The following is a 17,769-nucleotide window of genomic DNA, read 5'->3' as shown; positions in this document are numbered from 1 at the left end:
GCCTGTTCGCCTTCGGCACCAGCGGGGTGAGCTTCATCCAGATGTTCGGCATCGGCACCGGTCTCGCCGTCCTGCTCGACGCGACACTCGTGCGCGGGGTGCTGCTGCCCGCCGGGATGCGGCTGCTCGGGCGGCACGCCTGGTGGGCACCGGCTCCCCTGCGCCGCGTGCACGACCGCATCGGCCTGGCCGAGGCGCCGCCGGTGCCTGCCGGTCAGGCCTCGTAGGGGATCCGCTCGCCCGCTGTCACCGCGAACGGAAGGTGGTTCCCGGCCGGTGGCAGCGGGCACGTGGCGAACTCGATGAACGCGCACGGCAGGTTGACCGCGCGGTTGAAGTCCAGCAACACGCGGCCCCCGGCGTCCGGCTCGCCGACCGCGAGGCTGCGGTTGGCCGCGTAGGTCGTCACGCCGCTGGTCTCGTCCGTGAACAGCACCGAGAACCCGCTGCCGCCCTTGCCGTTGAAGGCCGTCAGCCCGTACGAGGAGCCGTCGTGGTCGAAGCGCAGCACGCCGGGTGAGGTGTAGACGTGCGACAGGCCCTCGACCACGGCGCCGACCGTCACCGCGTGCGGCTCGTCGAACGGCTCGAAGCGCCCCTCGAACACCCAGGCCGGATCGGGCTCGTAGGCGGGCACGCCGCGGAACCGGCCGCGGACCGGCGCCTGCGGGTCGTGCACCCGCAGCAGGTACCCGCTGCGCCGCGCCACCTCGACCTTGCGCTCCCCCGCGTCGACGAGGTGCCCGGGCCCGCTGTTGACCAGCTCGAACCGCGCCGTGCCGTCGACCGCCAGCTCCTCGCCCGGGGACACCGTCACGACCGCGGCGCCGTCCTGCTCGTGCCAGCTGCCCGGGATGCCGTCGAACCGTTGCGGCGTGCCGGTCAGCCACTGCAGCCCGGTGATGGACAGCCAGCCGTGCGGCTCGGCGAGCACCCGCTCCCGCTGCTGGTGCCACTGCTGCCAGTCGCGGGTGAACCGGTCCTGCTCGACGGTGGTCACAGCGAGCTGATCAGCCGGTCGACGCGCTCGTCGACCGCGCGGAACGGGTCCTTGCACAGGACGGTGCGCTGCGCCTGGTCGTTGAGCTTCAGGTGCACCCAGTCGACGGTGAAGTCGCGGCCGGCGGCCTGCGCGGCGGCGATGAAGTCGCCCCGCAGCTTCGCTCGCGTCGTCTGCGGCGGGGTGTCCTTGGCCAGCTCGATCTCGCCGTCGTCGGTGATGCGCCGCACCAGGCCCTTGCGCTGCAACAGGTCGAAGATGCCCCGGCCCCGGCGGATGTCGTGGTAGGCCAGGTCGAGCTGCGCCACCCGGGGGCTGGACAGGTCCAGGTTGTGCTTCGCGCGGTAGCGCTCGACCAGCCGGTGCTTGATCGCCCAGTCGATCTCGGTGTCGATCTTGACGAAGTCCTGCTGCTCGACCGCGTCCAGCGCGCGGCCCCACAGCTCGATCACGCGCTGTGCGGTCGGGCCGGAGTCGTTGGCCTTCACGTGCTGCACGGCCCGGCCGTAGTACTCGCGCTGGATGTCCAGCGCCGAGGCCTCCCGGCCGCCGGCGAGGCGCACCGGACGCCGCCCGGTCAGGTCGTGGCTGATCTCGCGGATCGCGCGGATCGGGTTGTCCAGGGTGAAGTCACGGAACTGCACGCCCTGCTCGATCATCTCCAGCACCAGGTGCGCGGTGCCGACCTTGAGCAGGGTCGTGGGCTCGGCCATGTTGGAGTCGCCCACGATCACGTGCAGCCGGCGGTAGCGCTCGGCGTCGGCGTGCGGCTCGTCCCGGGTGTTGATGATCGGCCGCGACCGCGTTGTGGCGCTGGACACACCTTCCCAGATGTGCTCCGCGCGCTGGGACAGGCAGTACACCGCGCCCCGCGGGGTCTGCAGGACCTTGCCCGCGCCACAGATCAGCTGCCGGGTCACCAGAAAGGGCAGCAGCACGTCCGCGATCCGCGAGAACTCCCCCGCACGGGTGACGAGGTAGTTCTCGTGGCAGCCGTAGGAGTTGCCCGCGGAGTCGGTGTTGTTCTTGAACAGGAAGATGTCGCCGCCGATGCCCTCGTCGGCCAGCCGCCGCTCGGCGTCCACGAGCAGGTCCTCGAGGATCCGCTCACCGGCCTTGTCGTGCGTGACGAGCTGCACCAGGTCGTCACACTCGGCCGTCGCGTACTCCGGGTGCGAGCCCACGTCGAGGTAGAGCCGTGAGCCGTTGGACAGGAAGACGTTGGACGAGCGCCCCCACGACACGACCCGCCGGAACAGGTACCGGGCGACCTCGTCGGGTGAGAGCCGCCGCTGTCCGTGGAAGGTGCACGTGACCCCGAACTCGGTCTCGATGCCAAAAATCCGCCGCTGCATCTCTCAATGCTAGGCGCTTTCGGCCGTTCAGCGGTGCGCCGTTCGGGCGGCGACACGCCGGGAGCCCGGTTCCGATCCGTTCACCTGGGCGTTCGCACGCACCACAAAGGAGCCCCGGCGGGCCGGGGCTCCTTCGGAAGTCCGCTCAGCTCGCGGAGTCGCCGTTCGGCGAGGACTCGCCGTCGCCGTCCGCCTTTTCCTCGCCCTCGGGGGCGGGCTCGGGCGCCGGGAGCAGCGCGTCGAGCGCCGCGCCGGTGATCCGCCGGAACGCCCGCCGCGGGCGGTTGCGGTCGAGCACCGCGACCTCGAGCTTCACCGGCTCGCTGTCGCCGTTGTTGGGCGAGGTCGAGCGCAGCGTGCGCACCGCCATCGGCAGCACCTGCTCCAGCTCGGCGTCCTCCTCGAACCCCTCCTTCAGCTTGGTGACGATGGGCTCGGTCTGCCCGCCCATCACCACGAACTGCGGCTCGTCGAAGATCGACCCGTCGTAGGTCAGCCGGAACAGCTGGTCCTCGGCGGAGGTCGCGCCGACCTCCGCCACGCAGATCTCCACCTCGTACGGCTTGAGCTGCTCGGTGAAGATGCTGCCCAGGGTGGCCGCGTAGGCGTTGGCCAGCGCCCGCGCGCTGACGTCGCGGCGGTCGTACTGGTAGCCCTTGAGGTCCGCGTGCCGGATGCCGGCGACGCGCAGGTTCTCGAACTCGCTGTAGCGGCCGACCGCGGCGAAGCCGATGCGGTCGTAGATCTCGGAGAACTTGTGCAACGTCGTCGACGGGTTCTCGGCGACGAACAGCACACCGCCCGCGTACTTCAGCACGACGACACTGCGCCCGCGCGCGATGCCCTTGCGAGCGAGCTCCGAGCGCTCGCGCATCAACTGCTCGGGAGAGGCGTACAGCGGCATCGTCACGGTGTCGGCTCCAAAAGTGCTCGGTGGAACGGGGCTCTGTCCAGGTAAAGGGTCCAGCTAAAGGCAGGAGGGACTCGGGCCGCTCAGCTGCGGCCCGAGGCGGCCTGCTCGCGGCGGCCCTCGACGACCGCCTCGGCCACCGCGGCGGCCTGGTCCGCGGGCAGCATCTCGGCCCCGCGTTCGGCGGTGACCGTCACGACCGTCGGGAAGATCCGGCGCACCAGGTCCGGCCCGCCGGTCGCGGTGTCGTCGTCCGCCGCGTCGTAGAGCGACTCGACCGCGGTGCGCACGGCGGCCTCCTCCGCGGCGTCGGGGTCGTAGAGCTTCTTCAGCGAGGACTTCGCGAACAGCGATCCGGAGCCGATCGCGTGGTAGCCGGCACTCTCCTCGTACCGGCCGCCGGTCACGTCGTAGGACACGATCCGGCCGGCCCGCTTCGGGTCGTCGGCCTCGATGTCGTAGCCGACGAACAGCGGCAGCACCGCCAGCCCGGCCATGGCGACCTCGAGATTGCCCTTGACCATCGTCGCGAGCTTGTTCGTCTTGCCGTCCAGGGACAGCGGGACGCCCTCGATCTTCTCGTAGTGGGCGAGCTCGACGGCGTAGAGCCGGACCAGCTCCAGTGCCAGCCCCGCGGTGCCCGCGATGCCGACCGCCGAGTACTCGTCGGTCACGGAGACCTTGTCCATGTCCCGCGAGGCGATCAGGTTGCCCGAGGTCGCCCGCCGGTCGCCGGCGATCAGCACGCCGCCGGAGAAGGTCACCGCGACGATCGTGGTGCCGTGGGGCGCGTTCAGCTCCTTCGCGGACGCCCCCGGCGCCTGCCGGTGCCCAGGCAGCAGGTCAGGCGCCTGCATCCTGAGGAACTCGGCGAACGACGAGGTCGTGGTCGAAAAATAGGCTGCGGGCAGCGAAGAACCCGAGGAGCCCGAGGTGTTGTCCATGCGTGCTCGTGATTCCCATCAACGTCAGGTCAGTGGGGCAAACGGTGGAGTGAGCCTAGTGGCCGGGCGAGCGGGTGTTACTGGCCGCCCTTTTGCACGTAGGCGCGCACGAAGTCCTCGGCGTTCTCCTCCAGGACATCGTCGATCTCGTCCAGGATCGTGTCGACGTCCTCGCCGAGCTTCTCGCGGCGTTCCTGCCCCGCCGGGGCACCGCCTTCGAGCTCGTCGTCCGAGTCGCCGCCGCCGTGCTTTTCGATCTTTTCCTGAGCCATCTCGCCTCCCGGTGAGCTGTTGGTTCCAGACTACCCAGTGGGAACGACAATCGGGGCATCCGCGAGGACACGGCTTGACGCGTCTCAGTCGCTGCCCGTGAGCGCCTCGACCAGTTCCTCGGCCGTGGCCGAGGCGTCCAGCAGCTTGCCGACGTGCGCTTTCGTGCCCCGCAACGGCTCCAGGGTGGGGATCCGCACCAGCGACTCCTTGCCCACGTCGAAGATGACCGAATCCCACGACGCGGCCGCGATCGAGCTCGCGTACTTCTCCAGCGTCCGGCCGCGGAAGTAGGCACGGGTGTCCTCGGGCGGATGCGTGATCGCGTGCTGCACCTCCTCCTCGCTCACCAGGCGCTTCATCGAGCCCCGGGTGACCAGGCGGTTGTACAGACCCTTGCCCAGGCGAACGTCGGAGTACTGCAGGTCCACCAGGTGCAGCCGCGGCGCGCCCCAGTTGAGCTGGTCGCGCTGGCGGTAGCCCTCCAGCAGGCGCAGCTTCGCGGGCCAGTCCAGCCGGTCGGCGCACTCCTGCGGGTCGCGCGCGAGCGCGTCGAGGATCTCGCCCCAGACCCGCAGGACCTCCTTGGACTGCTCGTCGCCGCCCTCGCGCTCCAGGTGTGCCGCCGCCAGCTCGTGGTAGGCGAACTGGAGCTCCAGGCCGGTGTACTTCTTGCCGCCCGCGAGCGCGACCTTCGTCTTCAGCGTGGGGTCGTGGCTGATCTGGTGCACCGCGCGGACCGGCTCGTCGAGCTTGAGCTCGTCGAAGCGCTGCCCGGCCTCGATCATGTCCAGCACCAGCGCGGTGGTACCGACCTTGAGGAACGTCGAGTACTCGGCGAGGTTCGCGTCCCCGATGATGACGTGCAGCCTGCGGTACTTGTCGGCGTCGGCGTGCGGCTCGTCGCGGGTGTTGATGATGCCGCGCTTGAGGGTGGTCTCCAGCCCGACCTCGACCTCGATGTAGTCCGAGCGCTGGGACAGCTGGAAGCCGGCCTCCTCGCCCTGCGGGCCGAGCCCCACCCGGCCCGAGCCGGTGACGACCTGGCGCGAGGCGAAGAACGGGGTGAGCCCGCCGATGACCGAGGTGAACGGCGTCGAGCGGGACATCAGGTAGTTCTCGTGGGTGCCGTAGCTGGCACCCTTGCCGTCGACGTTGTTCTTGTACAGCTGCAGCGGCGGCTGGCCGGGCACGGTGGCGGCCTTGATCGCCGCCTCCTCCATCACCCGCTCGCCCGCTTTGTCCCAGATGACCGCGTCGCGCGCGTTGGTGACCTCGGGCGCGGAGTACTCGGGGTGGGCGTGGTCGACGTAGAGCCGGGCGCCGTTGGTGAGGATGACGTTGGCCGCGCCGAGGTCCTCCACGTCGGGGTCGTGGCCGGGCCCGCCGGGGCCGGCCAGGTCGAACCCGCGCGCGTCCCTGAGCGGGGACTCGACCTCGTAGTCCCATCTCGCCCGGCGCGCCCGGGGGATGTCGGCCGCCGCCGCGTAGGCCAGCACCACCTGTGTCGAGGTCAGCACCGGGTTCGCGGTCGCGTCGCCCGGCACCGCGATGCCGTACTCGACCTCGGTTCCCATGATCCGCCGCATGTCCCAAGCCTACGGGTCGCCGCGGCGGCGGGCGCGCGGCCTCCACGTTGCGAGCCGGTAACCACCCGCGCGTCGTAGGGTCGGGTCATGCGGGAGGAGCTGGTCGCGGTCTACGACGAGCACGGGGCGGTCACGGGCAGCACCACCAGGGCGGACATGCGGGCGCGCGGGCTGTGGCACGCGACCGGCGAGGTGCTGCTGCGCTCCGGGGACGGGGAAAGCGTTTACGTGCATCGCCGGTCGCCGGACAAGGACGTGTTCGGCGGCCTGTGGGACTGCTGGGCCGGTGGGGTGGTCGCGGCCGGGGAGACACCGGCTGAATGCGCTTTCCGGGAGCTGGGCGAGGAACTGGGCGTGCACGGCGCCGCGCTGACCCCGTTGTTCACCCACGTCTTCGAGCAGCCGCCGTTGCGGTGTCACAACTTCACCTTCGAGGCTCACTGGGACGGCCCGATCGCGCACCAGCCCGAGGAGATCGTCGAGGGCCACTGGCTGCCGCTCGCGGACCTGCGGGCATGGGCCGAGGACGCCGCGAGCCCGCTGATCCCGGACGGGCGCGCGGGGATACTGGCGTGGTTCCGCCGCTACTACTGAGAGACCGGCAGCTTCTCCGCCGCCAGCGGCGTCAGGCTCTTCACCGCGTCCGAGGCCCGCGTGGTCGTGTTCGCGGTGACCTGCAGGCCCGACAGGACGTGCCCAGCCGCCAGCAGCACCGTGCAGGTGCCGCTCGAGCACCAGCCGCGCACCGCCTCGGCACCCGAGGGCAGCGGGACGCTGAGCTTCTGGCCGTCGCACCGCACCCGGGAGAGCACGTCGGTGGCCGCCTCGTCGAGATAGCCCGTGACCTGCTGCGTCAGGGTGGACCCGCTCGAATAGGTCCAGCTCGCGCCGCGCGGGTCGCCCGAGGGCACCGCGTCGAAGCAGGCGCCGTTCTCCGCGCGCTCGGCCGCGGCGTGCACCCCCTCGCTCGAGAGGTCGCTCCTGGTGAGCACCGCCGCGGCCACCTCCTCGGCGATCGCCTGCTGGGCGCTGCTCGACGCGGCCGCCGCCTGGTCCGGCACACCGGGTGAGGTGGCCGCGGGCGGCGGGGTCGTCGTCGCGACCGCGTTCCCCGGCCGGTTGTAATACGTTTCGAGGTTGTTGGGGCGGTCGGCGCAACCGGCGAGCCCGGTCAGCAGGACCGCGCTCAGGACCACTATCCGTCCGTGACGCACCGTGTCGTCCCCCTTCTGATCCGTCGCTGGGGCGCCGAGACTAGCCGAAGCCTTTACCGCCAATGCAAAGAGGATCGCCGACCCCAGTACTCCCCCGGCGGCTCGGCGAGCGTCGCGAGCGCGCGCAGCTCGCCGTCGGCGAGGTTCATCCTGGTGGCAGCCAGGTTCGCGGTCAGCTGCGCCGGGCTGGCCGGGCCGACGAGCACCGTGTCGGCCCACGGCCGCGCGAGGACCGCCGCCACGGCGACCGCGTCCGGCCCGACCCCGTGCCGCGCGGCGATGCGCGCCAGCACCGGCGGCGGGCTCACCACGAGCCTGCCGTTGGCGAGGGTTTCCTTGACCAGCACCAGGTTTCCGGCGGCGTGCGCCTCGGCGAGCGCGCGCCCCGCCGAGGGTTCGAGCAGGTTCCAGGTTGACTGGACCGCGGTGAAGATCGGCCTCCCGGCGACTTCCAGCTCGAAGGCCCGGCGGATGACCTCGCCCTGGCGCGGGCCGGAGGTGGAGAACCCCACCCGGACCCCGTCGTCGCTCAGCGCGGACAGCGCGCGCAGCAACGGCTCGTCGGTGAACAGCGGGCTGTCCGTGGTCAGCGAGTGCACCTGGTAGAGGTTGATCGCCGAGCCCAGCAGCGCGCGGCTTTCCGACCACTGGCGGGAGAAGCTGCTCGCGGAGTGCTCCTTGACCTCGTGCATCGCGGCGTCCATCCGCCACGCGCCCACGTAGGTGTAGCCCCACTTGCTCGACACCGTCAGGTCGCCGGGGGTGCGCCGGCCCAGCCAGCCCGCCAGGAACTCCTCGGCGCGGCCGTAGGAGCGGGCGACGTCGATCCAGCGGATCCCGGCCTTGTAGGCCGCGTCGAGCACGGCGTAGGTCGCGCGCCGCATGGCTTCGACGTCCCGTTCCGCGGGAAGCTCCTCGGTCCTGCCCAGGTTGATGTACGCGGGCCGGCCCAAGGCGGCCAAGCCGAGTCCGATACGCAGGGCCCCGCCCCTTCCTCACGGTCCGTCACCCGCGGCTGGGCATAACAGTTTTCTATGCCTCGCCGTTCAAGTGGTTATACACCGTCGGCACGCTGGCGGAGAATTTCGAGCCACTGCTGCGAGTTCAGCGCCTGGCGGTGCAGCTTCTCCAGCCGGGCGGCGGGCGCGCGCACGTACCCCTTGCCGAACACGGGGGCGATCTGGCGCAGGCTCGCCCCCTCCTCCCTGGCGGCCAGCAGGGCCCAGTCGGCGGCGTCGGCGCAGGCCGCCGAGGCGCGCCGGAGCTCGCCGAGGACGGTGATCAGGTCGTCCGCGCCCACCTGCCCGGCCCGGACGGCGGTGGCGGTCTCCTCCAGCCAGGTCAGCAGGTCGGCGGCAGTGACCGGGGCATGGGGACGGAAGGACTCGGGCTCGCTCACAGCGCCGAAGTATAGGCCGTTATACACCGACCGGCGGGCCCGACACGCGAGACGGGGCCCCGGCCACCGAAGTGACCGGGGCCCCGTTCCCGGGCCGCTCAGAGGTACTGGCCGGTGTTGGTCGCCGTGTCGATGACGCGTCCGGAGTCCTGGTTCTTGCCGGTGACGAGCGTGCGGATGTAGACGATCCGCTCGCCCTTCTTGCCGGAGATCCGGGCCCAGTCGTCCGGGTTGGTGGTGTTGGGCAGGTCCTCGTTCTCCGCGAACTCGTCCACGATCGCGTCGAGCAGGTGCTGGACCCGCAGCCCGGGCTGCTTGGTCTCGAGCACCGACTTGATCGCCGACTTCTTCGCCCGGTCCACGATGTTCTGGATCATCGCGCCCGAGTTGAAGTCGCGGAAGTAGAGGATCTCCTTGTCACCGTTGGCGTAGGTGACCTCGAGGAACCGGTTCTCGTCGGTCTCCTCGTACATCCGCTCGACCGTGTTCTGGATCATCGCGTCGATCGTGGCCGGCACGTCCCCGCCGAACTCGGTGAGGTCGTCCGCGTGGATCGGCAGGCCGGCGGTCAGGTACTTGGAGAAGATGTCCTTCGCACCCTCGGCGTCGGGCCGCTCGATCTTGATCTTCACGTCCAGCCTGCCCGGCCGCAGGATCGCCGGGTCGATCATGTCCTCGCGGTTGGAGGCGCCGATCACGATGACGTTCTCGAGCCCCTCCACACCGTCGATCTCGGCCAGCAGCTGCGGCACGATCGTGGTCTCCACGTCGGAGGACACGCCGCTGCCACGGGTCCGGAAGATCGACTCCATCTCGTCGAAGAAGACGATGACCGGGGTGCCGTTGGAGGCCTTCTCCCGCGCCCGCTGGAAGATCAGGCGGATGCTCCGCTCGGTCTCGCCGACGAACTTGTTCAGCAGCTCCGGGCCCTTGATGTTGAGGAAGTACGACTTGGCCTCCGCGGCCTTGCCGTCACCTCGCGCCTCGGCGACCTTCTTGGCCAGCGAGTTCGCCACCGCTTTGGCGATCAGGGTCTTGCCGCAGCCGGGCGGCCCGTAGAGCAGGACGCCCTTCGGCGGCCGGAGCTCGTACTCGCGGTAGAGGTCGGCGTGCAGGAACGGCAGCTCGACCGCGTCGCGGATCTGCTCGATCTGCCTGCCGAGGCCGCCGATGTCCTCGTACCGGACGTCGGGGACCTCCTCCAGCACGAGGTCCTCGACCTCGGCCTTGGGCACCCGCTCGTAGGCGTAGCCCGCCTTCGAGTCCACCAGCAGCGAGTCGCCCGGCTTGAGCGGCTGCGCGGCCAGCGGGTCCGACAGCCACACCACGCGCTCCTCGTCGGCGTGGCCGACCACGAGCGCGCGGGAGGCGCCCTTCTCGACCTCGGGGGCGAGCACCTCGCGCAGCGCGCACACCTCACCGGTCCGCTCGAAGTCGCCGCCCTCGACCACGGTCAGCGCCTCGTTCAGCCGCAGCGCCTGGCCACGCTGCAGCGAGTCGACCTCCACGGCGGGAGACACGGACACCCGCATCTTCCGCCCCGCGGTGAAGACATCGACCGTACCGTCCTCATAGGCCTCGACGAACACGCCGTAACCGCTGGGCGGCTGGGCGAGCCGGTCGACCTCCTCACGCAGGGCGAGCAGCTGCCCGCGCGCCTCGCGCAAGGTCTCTACCAGTTTGCTGTTCCGCTCCGTGAGCTGGGCCACACGCTCCGACGCTTCGGCGAGGCGCTGCTCCAGCACGCGGTTCTGGCGGGGTGAATCGGTCAGTTTCCTCCGCAGCAGCGCGACTTCCTCCTCGAGGAAACGCATCTGCCGTGCGTACTCGTCCGGCGTCGTTCCAGCTCCAGTCGTCTCTGAAGGGTCGGCTTCTTCATGCCGACCTCCGGGAAGGTCGTGTTGCATGTCGGCACCTCCTCGGAGTGCTTTTCATCCACGGTACCGGCGATCACCGACATGAAAAGGCCTATCCGCATCACAGGATCGGCGCGTCGCACCGGATACACGAACCAACGCGTCGCGCAAGCGCCCGTCACGGTACCGGGCGAACGACTCTCGCGGCTACTCTCCGTATAGCCAGGACGACGGACAGCGGCCGACTGGGCTGTGTGCGCCTCACCCATGTCACCACCACCCAATCCAGGCTTTACAGGACGTTCACATAACGGATTCCCCACGGAAAGTCGTTCAAACCAAGGAAAAACTCCTGCTTCTTCCCCCGCGCGGAGGGCCCGCCGCCGGGGCGGCCGGGACCGCCCAGGGTGAGCACTTCCCGATCGGGCTACCCGGCGGGCTTCCCACCAGGTGAACGGCGCCCGGGTGGGGCGCCACTGGCGGGGACGGACCCGGACACGGCGCTACGATCACCCCGGCACGCGGGATTCCGGCGGACGGCGAGTTCCGCCGCCGGGCGAACCGAACGGGGCTCCGGCGCGTCGAAGGCAGCGTTGACGGCGACATCGACAGGGGGCGAGGAGCTCATGACCCACCCGCCGAGCGGGCCTTACGGCCGGCCCGGGACCTACGGCCCGCCCAGCGGGCCCTATCCCCCGCCAGGGCCCTACGGCGCCGGGCAGGGCGGGTTCCCGCCCCCGGGACAGCAACAGCAGCTGCCGCAGGCCCGGCCGCCGCAGCAGCCGTTCGACCCGTGGGGCCGCGCGCCCGGCGCCTTCGACTCCTACGGCGGCGGCAGCATGGAGGGCCCGGTCGGCGGGCCGCCGAAGAAGAAGCGCACCGGCCTGGTCGCCGGGGTCATCGCGGCCGTGGTCGTGCTCGTCGCCGGCGGGGTGACCGCGCTGGTGCTGCTCACCGGCTCGGACGACACCGGCGGTGGCACCGCCGCCCCCGCGGGCGCGCCCGCGGCGGGCAAGCCCGCCGCGCCCACCACCCCGGCGAGCCTCGCCCAGCTCGCGGTCGACTCGCTCAACAGCCGCAGCGCGAGCCAGTACGCCACCCTGGTGTGCGCCGCACCGAGCCAGGCCGACATCACCAGCCTGCAGCAGCAGTGGACGACGGCGACCGACCTGCACGGCAGCGTCAGCGGCGCGCCCGAGGTCACCGGCGCCACCGCGACGGTGCAGGTCAGCGTGACCTACAACGGGAAGACGCAGAACTCGAAGATCCCGATGAAGCAGCAGGGACAGAAGTGGTGCATCGATGAGTCCTGACGTGCGTGCCCGTCCTGTCCCGCACCGCCCGAACCGAGGGGGAACCGCCCGATGACCTATCCGCCGCAGCAGCCCGGGCAGTGGGGGCCGCAGGATCCCTACGGCAGGCCGGGCCAGGGCCAGCCGGGCCAGCCGGGCCAGCCGGGCCAGTGGGGCCAGCAGCCGGGAGGCGGCTACCCGCCGAGCGGGCCGCAGCCCCAGCCCGGCTACCCGGGCGGCGCGCAGCAGGGCAACCCGCAGAGCGGCCCGCAGCCCCAGCCCGGGTATCCCGGCGGGCCGCAGCAGGGCTACCCGGGTGGCCCGACGCAGCAGTTCGGCCAGCCCGGCCAGCAGTTCGGCGGGTACGGGCAGTTCCCCGGCGGTCCCGGCGGCGAGCCGCCGAAGAAGAAGACCGGGCTGATCATCGGCATCGTCGCGGCCGTGGTCGTGCTCGTCGGCGGCGGTGTGACGGCACTGATCCTGCTCACCGGCAAGGGTGACGACAAGGGCGGTACCGCGGCGCCCGTCGCCCCGAGCAGCCACGCGGCGCCCCCGGCGTCGAGCGGCAGGTCCAGCTCCAGCCGGCCGCCGAGCTCGTCGGCCTCGAGCGGCACCCCCGCGGCGGGTGGCAAGTCGACCCCGGAGGACACGGCGAACGCGGTGGCCCAGGCCTACGACAACGCCGACCGCCAGGCGCTGCAGGACACGGTGTGCCTGAGCACGGGCCAGACGGCGCCGGCGATCCCCTCGGGCATCTCGGTGACGATCAACGGCGCGGCCGAGAAGGACGGCGACACCGCACTCGTCCCGGCCACGGCGAAGGGTCCGGGTGGCACGAAGGACTTCCAGATCGGCCTGAAGCTCGAAGGCGGCGTCTGGTGCTACGCGGGGGACAAGACCAGCTGAGCACGCGTGCGAAAGCCCCGGCCGCGGCCGGGGCTTTCGTCGTGTTTCGGCCGGGCGGCGTCAGCCGCGGCTGGGGCGGCGCTGGAGCCGCGGCGGGGTCACGCCGTCGGCGAGGCGGCGGGTGGTGAGCAGGAACGCCGTGTGCGCCACCATCCGGTGCTCCGGCCGCACGGCCAGGCCCACCACGTGCCACGGCCGCAGCAGCGTCTCCCACGACTCGGGCTCGGTCCAGCCCTGCTGCTCCCGCAGCGTCTCGGTCACCTTCGACAGCTGGGTCACGGTCGCGACGTAGACCACCAGCACCCCACCGGGCACCAGGTTCGCGTGCACCGTCGGCAGGACCTCCCACGGCGCGAGCATGTCCAGCACCACCCGGTCGACCTCGCCGGTGTGCGTCGCCAGGTCGGCGAGCCGCAGGTCCCAGTTCTCCGGGCGCCCGTGGAAGAACCGCTCGACGTTCTTCACCGCGTGCTCGGCGTGGTCGTCGCGCACCTCGTACGAGGTCACGCTGCCCTGCGGCCCGACCGCCCGCAGCAGCGAGCACGTCAGCGCGCCCGACCCGGCCCCGGCCTCGAGCACCCGCGCGCCGGGGAAGATGTCGCCCCACATCAGGATCTGCGCCGCGTCCTTGGGGTAGATCACCTGCGCCCCGCGCGGCATCGACAGCACGTAGTCCGCCAGCAGCGGCCGCATGGCCAGGTACGAGGTGCCCCCGGCGGAGGTGATCACCGAGCCCTCCGGCCTGCCGATGAGGTCGTCGTGCCGGAGCGCGCCGCGGTGGGTGTGGTACTCCTCCCCCTCGGCCAGCACCAGCGTGTAGTGCCGCCCCTTCGGATCGGTCAACCGCACCCTGTCCCCAGGGCCGAACGGCCCGCTCACCGACACTGAACCTCCACGATCGTCGCCAACGCAGCGACCGATCCTCGCAGATCACGCGTGGCGTGGTTCAGCGGGGACGGCGGGCGAGCGCGACCCGGAGGTCCTCCCGCCGCAGCACCCCGGCAGGCTTGCCCTCGTCGTCGACGACGAGGAACTGCCAGGCCGCGGTCTCCCGGACCCGCTCCGCGATCTCCTCCCCCGGCTCGGAGGCCAGGAGCACCGTCTCGGCGCGGATCGGTTCCGCGGCCAGCTCGGCGGGCGCCTGCGGCGAGGTCTCGGCCAGCCGCTGGGCGGCGTTCTCGTCGAGCAGGCCCGCGGCGACGCCGTCGGCCCGCACCAGCACGACCCCGCGGCCCGCTGACGCCGCCAGCGCGTCGGAGACCGGGCTCTCGGCCGGCAGCTGCAGCACCGGCCGCACGAGCTCGCTCAGCACGAGCCCCTCGGGCCAGCTGCGGTTGTTCTCCGAGGCCAGCTCCGCGCCCGCGCCCATCGCCACGAACCACGCCGTGACAACGCACACGCCCAGGCGCAGCCAGCGGTCCTCGCTGCCCGCGGCCATCCCGAAGACCGCCCACAGCAGCAGCGCCGCGGCGACCAGGCCACCGCCGACGACCGCCGCCTTGGTGCCGCGGGCGCGCGTCCCGGTCAGCGCCCACACCCCGGCGCGCAGCATCCGCCCGCCGTCCAGCGGCAGGCCGGGCAGCAGGTTGAACACGCCGACCGCGAGGTTCGCGACCGCGCACTCGGCCACCAGCAGCCACGCCGCGGTGTCCGAGGGCACCGCGAGCAGCAGCAGGCCGCAGAACATCGCCAACAGCACCGACACGACGGGGCCCGCCGCGGCGACCAGGCCCTCCTGCCGGGGCGCTCGCGGCGTCCTGGCCACTTCGGACAGTCCACCGAGGAGGAACAGCCGCAGCCGCCGGACCGGGATGCCCAGGCGCAGCGCGACGACGCAGTGCCCGAGCTCGTGTGCCAGCACCGAGAGCCCGAGCAGCACCGCGAACGCGGCCGAGAGCACCCACGACGTCGCCGGGCTCGCACCCGGCAGCAGCCGCCCCACCATCGGCGCGTAGAGCACGACGACCACGAGCGAGCCGATCCACCAGGACGGCGCCAGCAGCACCGGCACGTCCTGCACGCGGAACAGCAGCAGCCCGCCGTCGGCGACGGTGAAGAATCGCCTCGGCCGGCTGTGCGGCTGCTCGCTGGTGGCGGACATGAGCCCAGCGTAGAGGCACGGGTGTGGGGGCACTGTGACCACGGCCGTGACAACGGGTGACCGGCACCGCAGCGTGGCACGGGCCGGACTGTCGTAGCCCTGCCTTAGAGTGCGGGTCGTGGCACAGATGGCAACTGAGGACCAGCAGGCAGCACCGGCGCCCGCCCAGCGGCGCCCCGCGCTGTCGCCGTCGCGCGCCAGCGACTTCAAGCAGTGCCCGCTGCTCTACCGCTTCCGTGCGGTGGACCGGCTGCCCGAGAAGCCGACCAGGGCGCAGCTGCGGGGCACGCTCGTGCACTCGGTGCTCGAGCGGCTGTTCGCGCTGCCCCAGCCCGACCGGCTGCCCGAACGGGCGAAACAGCTGCTGGAGCCGGCGTGGACGCAGCTGTCGGGCGAGCGCCCGGAGTGGGCGGAGCTGTTCGCGGCGGACGACGAGGGTCAGGTCGCCGACTGGCTCGGCGGCGCCGAGAAGCTGCTCGACAGCTACTTCGCGCTGGAGGACCCGCGGCGCCTGGAGCCCGAGGCCTGCGAGCTGCACGTGGAGATCGAGCTGGACTCCGGGGTACGGCTGCGCGGCTACGTCGACCGGCTGGACGTGGCCCCCACCGGCGAGATCCGCGTCGTGGACTACAAGACCGGCACCGCGCCGCGCGAGATCGGCGAGGCCAAGGCGATGTTCCAGATGAAGTTCTACGCGGTGGTGCTGTGGCGCCTGCGCGGCATCGTGCCGCGGCAGCTGAAGCTGATGTACCTCACCGACGGGCAGTCACTGGCCTACACGCCCGACGAGCCCGAGCTGCGCCGCTTCGAGCGCACCCTGGAGGCCATCTGGCAGGCGATCCTCAAGGCCGGCAGGACGGGTGACTTCCGGCCCAGTCCCGGCAGGCTGTGCGACTGGTGCGCGCACCAGTCGCTGTGCCCGTCCTTCGGCGGCACCCCGCCGGAGTACCCCGGCTGGCCGGAGCCGGACCCGGGCGAGGAGACCCCGTTGGACCGGGCGGACTGAGGATGACAACTCCGCGACTTGCCGAAAGCGCTTTCTACCTGCCGCTGGGCGAAGACCTGTACCAGCCGACGCAGCACACCGCCGGGCCGTGGGTGCCCGGTGCCCAGCATTTCGGGCCGCCGTCGGCGCTGCTCGTGCGCGCACTGGAGGGCGTCCCGCGCGAGCGGGAGAGCGAGCTGGCGCGGGTCACCGTCGAGATACTCGGCCCGGCCCCGCTGACCGAGCTGTCGGTGGCGGCGCGGGTGGAGCGGCCGGGACGCTCGGTCGAGCTGCTGGTCGCCGAGCTCCGCTCCGGCACGCGGGTGGTCGCCCGCGCGTCGGCCTGGCGGGTCGTCGCCTCCGACACCGCGGAGATCGCGACCCTGCCCAGCGGCGGCTGGCCCAAGCCCGAGGACTGCCCGCCGGCGGGCTGGCCCGAGAGCTGGCTGACCGGCTACCTCACGGCGGTGGAGTGGCGGTCGGTGTCCGGCGAGATCACCGAACCGGGCCCGGCGGCGGTGTGGGGGCGCCAGCGGGTCGCGCTGGTGGACGGCGAGGAGCCCACCCCGTTGCAGCGGCTGTTCGCGGTGGCGGACTCGGGCAACGGCGCCTCGAACTTCCTCGACGCGCGGCACTGGTGGTTCATCAACAGCGAGCTGACCGTGCACCTGCAGCGGCCGCCGCAGGGCGAGTGGGTCGGGCTGGACGCGGTGACCACCCTCGGCCCCGCCGGCATCGGCACGGCGACGAGTACGCTTCGCGACCTCGAAGGGCCGGTCGGGTTCGGCGCGCAGGCGCTGATGGTCCGTCCCCGGTGAACACACGGGAGGCACCCACGTCCCCCGCCGGGCGGACGAGATCCACTAACCTGGCCGCAACGGCGTGGTGCGGGAGTTCCCGCGCCCCGTCGGTCCTCCTCAATGAAGGCTCCTGCGTCGCATCCACGTCGTGTGGGCCTCCAGCGATCCTGGGAGCGCTCGAGTGCAGATCACCTCGGTGGTCAACCAGAAAGGCGGCGTCGGCAAGACCGCGCTGACCGTCGGCGCCGCGGCGGCGCTCGCCGAGCGTGGCCGCCGGGTGCTGCTCATCGACCTCGACCCGCAGGGGCACGCCACCACGGAGATGCTGGGCCTGCCCGAGGCGCCACCGCAGGCGCCGAGCCTGGCCAAGGCACTGACGAAGACCTGGAAGGGCCCGGTCGAGGAGCTGATCGTCTCCCACCCGCGCAGCAACATCGGCCCGGGCGGCGCGCTGGACGTCATCCCGACCTCGCCGGGGATGTTCGACCTGATCCGCAGGCTCGACTCGTTCCGGGTGCCGGGCTGGCAGCTCGCCCGGGTGATCCAGTTCGCCAACTACGACCACGTGCTGATCGACTGCCCGCCCGCGCTGGACGTGCTGACCAACAACGCGCTCGCCGCCACGCACGGGATCCTGGTGCCGGTCCAGCCCGACCGGACGAGCATCCGCGCGCTGCGGCTGCTCAACGACCAGCTCGCCTACGTCCAGCAGGCGGTCGACCGGGACCCGATCCCGTACTTCGGCGTGGTGCCGGGGCTCTACCGGCGCCCGATGTCGACGTACGCGACCGCCGCGCTCCAAGAGCTCACGAACTTCGGCTATCCCCTGCTGCCGCACGTGCCGCTGGGGGTGGTGATGAACGAGGCCGCCGCGCACGGCATGCCGGTCACGACGTTCGCCCCGGAGACCACGCAGGCGGTGGCCTTCCGGCAGATCGCCGAGGTGCTCGACGAGCACCTGGCGCGCCGGCCCGCCCCCGCCCCGGTCCCGATCGCCGACGAGTTCGTGTTCGAGGACTTCATCACCTCGGTGGCGCAGACCCGCAACGAGAACGACAACGGCGCCGCCCGCAAGAAGCTCTACGACCTGCTGCCGAAGAAGCCCCGCGGCTGACACCCCATGGGTGGCGAAGCACACCCGGGCGGCG

At 71.9% G+C, this 17,769-nt stretch carries 19 protein-coding genes; 7 read left to right on the top strand and 12 right to left on the bottom strand.

The window, feature by feature from the left end; genetic code table 11:
• Positions 1-26: 26 nt before the first annotated feature.
• A complete protein-coding gene (locus LWP59_RS15280) occupies positions 27-227 on the top strand; it encodes a hypothetical protein (RefSeq protein ID WP_229857438.1) in 201 nt (66 codons plus the stop codon).
• Here the strand turns inward: LWP59_RS15280 and LWP59_RS15275 are convergent.
• The 6 genes from LWP59_RS15275 to dop all read right to left on the bottom strand — a co-directional run bounded on the left by LWP59_RS15275 (position 215) and on the right by dop (position 6,068).
• The gene (locus LWP59_RS15275) at positions 215-1,000 is read right to left on the bottom strand and encodes a DUF1684 domain-containing protein (RefSeq protein WP_144641717.1); all 786 of its coding nucleotides are present in this window, start codon (positions 998-1,000) and stop codon (positions 215-217) included. The two genes, LWP59_RS15280 and LWP59_RS15275, sit on opposite strands and share 13 nt — an antisense overlap.
• Entirely contained in the window at positions 997-2,355 is a 1,359-nt protein-coding gene (pafA, locus tag LWP59_RS15270; RefSeq protein ID WP_144641718.1) for a Pup--protein ligase, read from the bottom strand. Before pafA ends, LWP59_RS15275 begins: the two co-directional genes overlap by 4 nt.
• 145 nt (positions 2,356-2,500) lie before the next feature.
• Complete coding sequence (gene prcA / locus LWP59_RS15265) at positions 2,501-3,265, bottom strand: proteasome subunit alpha (protein ID WP_144641719.1); 765 nt, start codon at positions 3,263-3,265, stop codon at positions 2,501-2,503.
• A gap of 83 nt (positions 3,266-3,348) precedes the next feature.
• A complete protein-coding gene (gene prcB / locus LWP59_RS15260) occupies positions 3,349-4,209 on the bottom strand; it encodes a proteasome subunit beta (protein WP_144641720.1) in 861 nt (286 codons plus the stop codon).
• 77 nt (positions 4,210-4,286) lie between these two features.
• Entirely contained in the window at positions 4,287-4,481 is a 195-nt protein-coding gene (locus LWP59_RS15255) for a ubiquitin-like protein Pup (RefSeq protein WP_144641721.1), read from the bottom strand.
• An 84-nt stretch (positions 4,482-4,565) separates the two neighbouring features.
• Positions 4,566-6,068, bottom strand: coding sequence for a depupylase/deamidase Dop (dop, locus tag LWP59_RS15250; protein WP_144641722.1), 1,503 nt, complete (start codon positions 6,066-6,068; stop codon positions 4,566-4,568).
• Between the two features lie 87 nt (positions 6,069-6,155).
• On the opposite strand from dop, the gene LWP59_RS15245 reads away from it, so the two are divergent.
• Complete coding sequence (locus LWP59_RS15245; RefSeq protein WP_144641723.1) at positions 6,156-6,662, top strand: NUDIX domain-containing protein; 507 nt, start codon at positions 6,156-6,158, stop codon at positions 6,660-6,662.
• Here the strand turns inward: LWP59_RS15245 and LWP59_RS15240 are convergent.
• The 4 genes from LWP59_RS15240 to arc all read right to left on the bottom strand — a co-directional run bounded on the left by LWP59_RS15240 (position 6,656) and on the right by arc (position 10,588).
• Positions 6,656-7,264 (bottom strand): hypothetical protein, encoded by a 609-nt coding sequence (locus LWP59_RS15240; RefSeq protein WP_229857436.1) that lies wholly within the window; start codon positions 7,262-7,264, stop codon positions 6,656-6,658. The two genes, LWP59_RS15245 and LWP59_RS15240, sit on opposite strands and share 7 nt — an antisense overlap.
• Before the next feature lie 71 nt (positions 7,265-7,335).
• Entirely contained in the window at positions 7,336-8,244 is a 909-nt protein-coding gene (locus LWP59_RS15235; RefSeq protein ID WP_325062723.1) for an aldo/keto reductase, read from the bottom strand.
• A 92-nt stretch (positions 8,245-8,336) separates the two neighbouring features.
• Positions 8,337-8,681, bottom strand: a complete 345-nt coding sequence (locus LWP59_RS15230; RefSeq protein ID WP_144641725.1) for a hypothetical protein — start codon at positions 8,679-8,681, stop codon at positions 8,337-8,339.
• A gap of 98 nt (positions 8,682-8,779) precedes the next feature.
• Complete coding sequence (gene arc / locus LWP59_RS15225; RefSeq protein ID WP_144641726.1) at positions 8,780-10,588, bottom strand: proteasome ATPase; 1,809 nt, start codon at positions 10,586-10,588, stop codon at positions 8,780-8,782.
• Between the two features lie 575 nt (positions 10,589-11,163).
• Between arc and LWP59_RS15220 the strand changes: the two genes are divergently transcribed.
• Together LWP59_RS15220 and LWP59_RS15215 are read left to right on the top strand one after the other, a co-directional pair.
• On the top strand, positions 11,164-11,850 hold the full coding sequence (locus tag LWP59_RS15220; protein WP_144641727.1) for a hypothetical protein: 687 nt from the start codon (positions 11,164-11,166) through the stop codon (positions 11,848-11,850).
• Positions 11,851-11,901: 51 nt separating this feature from the next.
• Positions 11,902-12,735: a hypothetical protein gene (locus LWP59_RS15215; protein WP_144641728.1), complete on the top strand. Its 834-nt coding sequence runs from the start codon at positions 11,902-11,904 to the stop codon at positions 12,733-12,735.
• 60 nt (positions 12,736-12,795) lie between these two features.
• Here the strand turns inward: LWP59_RS15215 and LWP59_RS15210 are convergent, their stop codons facing one another.
• Together LWP59_RS15210 and LWP59_RS15205 are read right to left on the bottom strand one after the other, a co-directional pair.
• A complete protein-coding gene (locus LWP59_RS15210) occupies positions 12,796-13,620 on the bottom strand; it encodes a tRNA (adenine-N1)-methyltransferase (RefSeq protein WP_144641729.1) in 825 nt (274 codons plus the stop codon).
• A gap of 61 nt (positions 13,621-13,681) precedes the next feature.
• Positions 13,682-14,836: a site-2 protease family protein gene (locus LWP59_RS15205; protein WP_144641730.1), complete on the bottom strand. Its 1,155-nt coding sequence runs from the start codon at positions 14,834-14,836 to the stop codon at positions 13,682-13,684.
• A 127-nt stretch (positions 14,837-14,963) separates the two neighbouring features.
• Between LWP59_RS15205 and LWP59_RS15200 the strand changes: the two genes are divergently transcribed.
• From LWP59_RS15200 to LWP59_RS15190, 3 genes are all read left to right on the top strand, one after another.
• Positions 14,964-15,842, top strand: a complete 879-nt coding sequence (locus tag LWP59_RS15200; protein WP_144641731.1) for a RecB family exonuclease — start codon at positions 14,964-14,966, stop codon at positions 15,840-15,842.
• A 2-nt stretch (positions 15,843-15,844) separates the two neighbouring features.
• Entirely contained in the window at positions 15,845-16,639 is a 795-nt protein-coding gene (locus tag LWP59_RS15195; protein ID WP_144641732.1) for a thioesterase family protein, read from the top strand.
• Between the two features lie 163 nt (positions 16,640-16,802).
• A complete protein-coding gene (locus tag LWP59_RS15190; protein WP_144641733.1) occupies positions 16,803-17,735 on the top strand; it encodes a ParA family protein in 933 nt (310 codons plus the stop codon).
• Positions 17,736-17,769 lie beyond the last annotated feature (34 nt).

The sequence above is a fragment of the Amycolatopsis acidiphila genome (assembly GCF_021391495.1).
GTDB lineage: Bacteria > Actinomycetota > Actinomycetes > Mycobacteriales > Pseudonocardiaceae > Amycolatopsis_E > Amycolatopsis_E acidiphila.
This window is presented reverse-complemented; position numbering and strand designations above follow the sequence as displayed.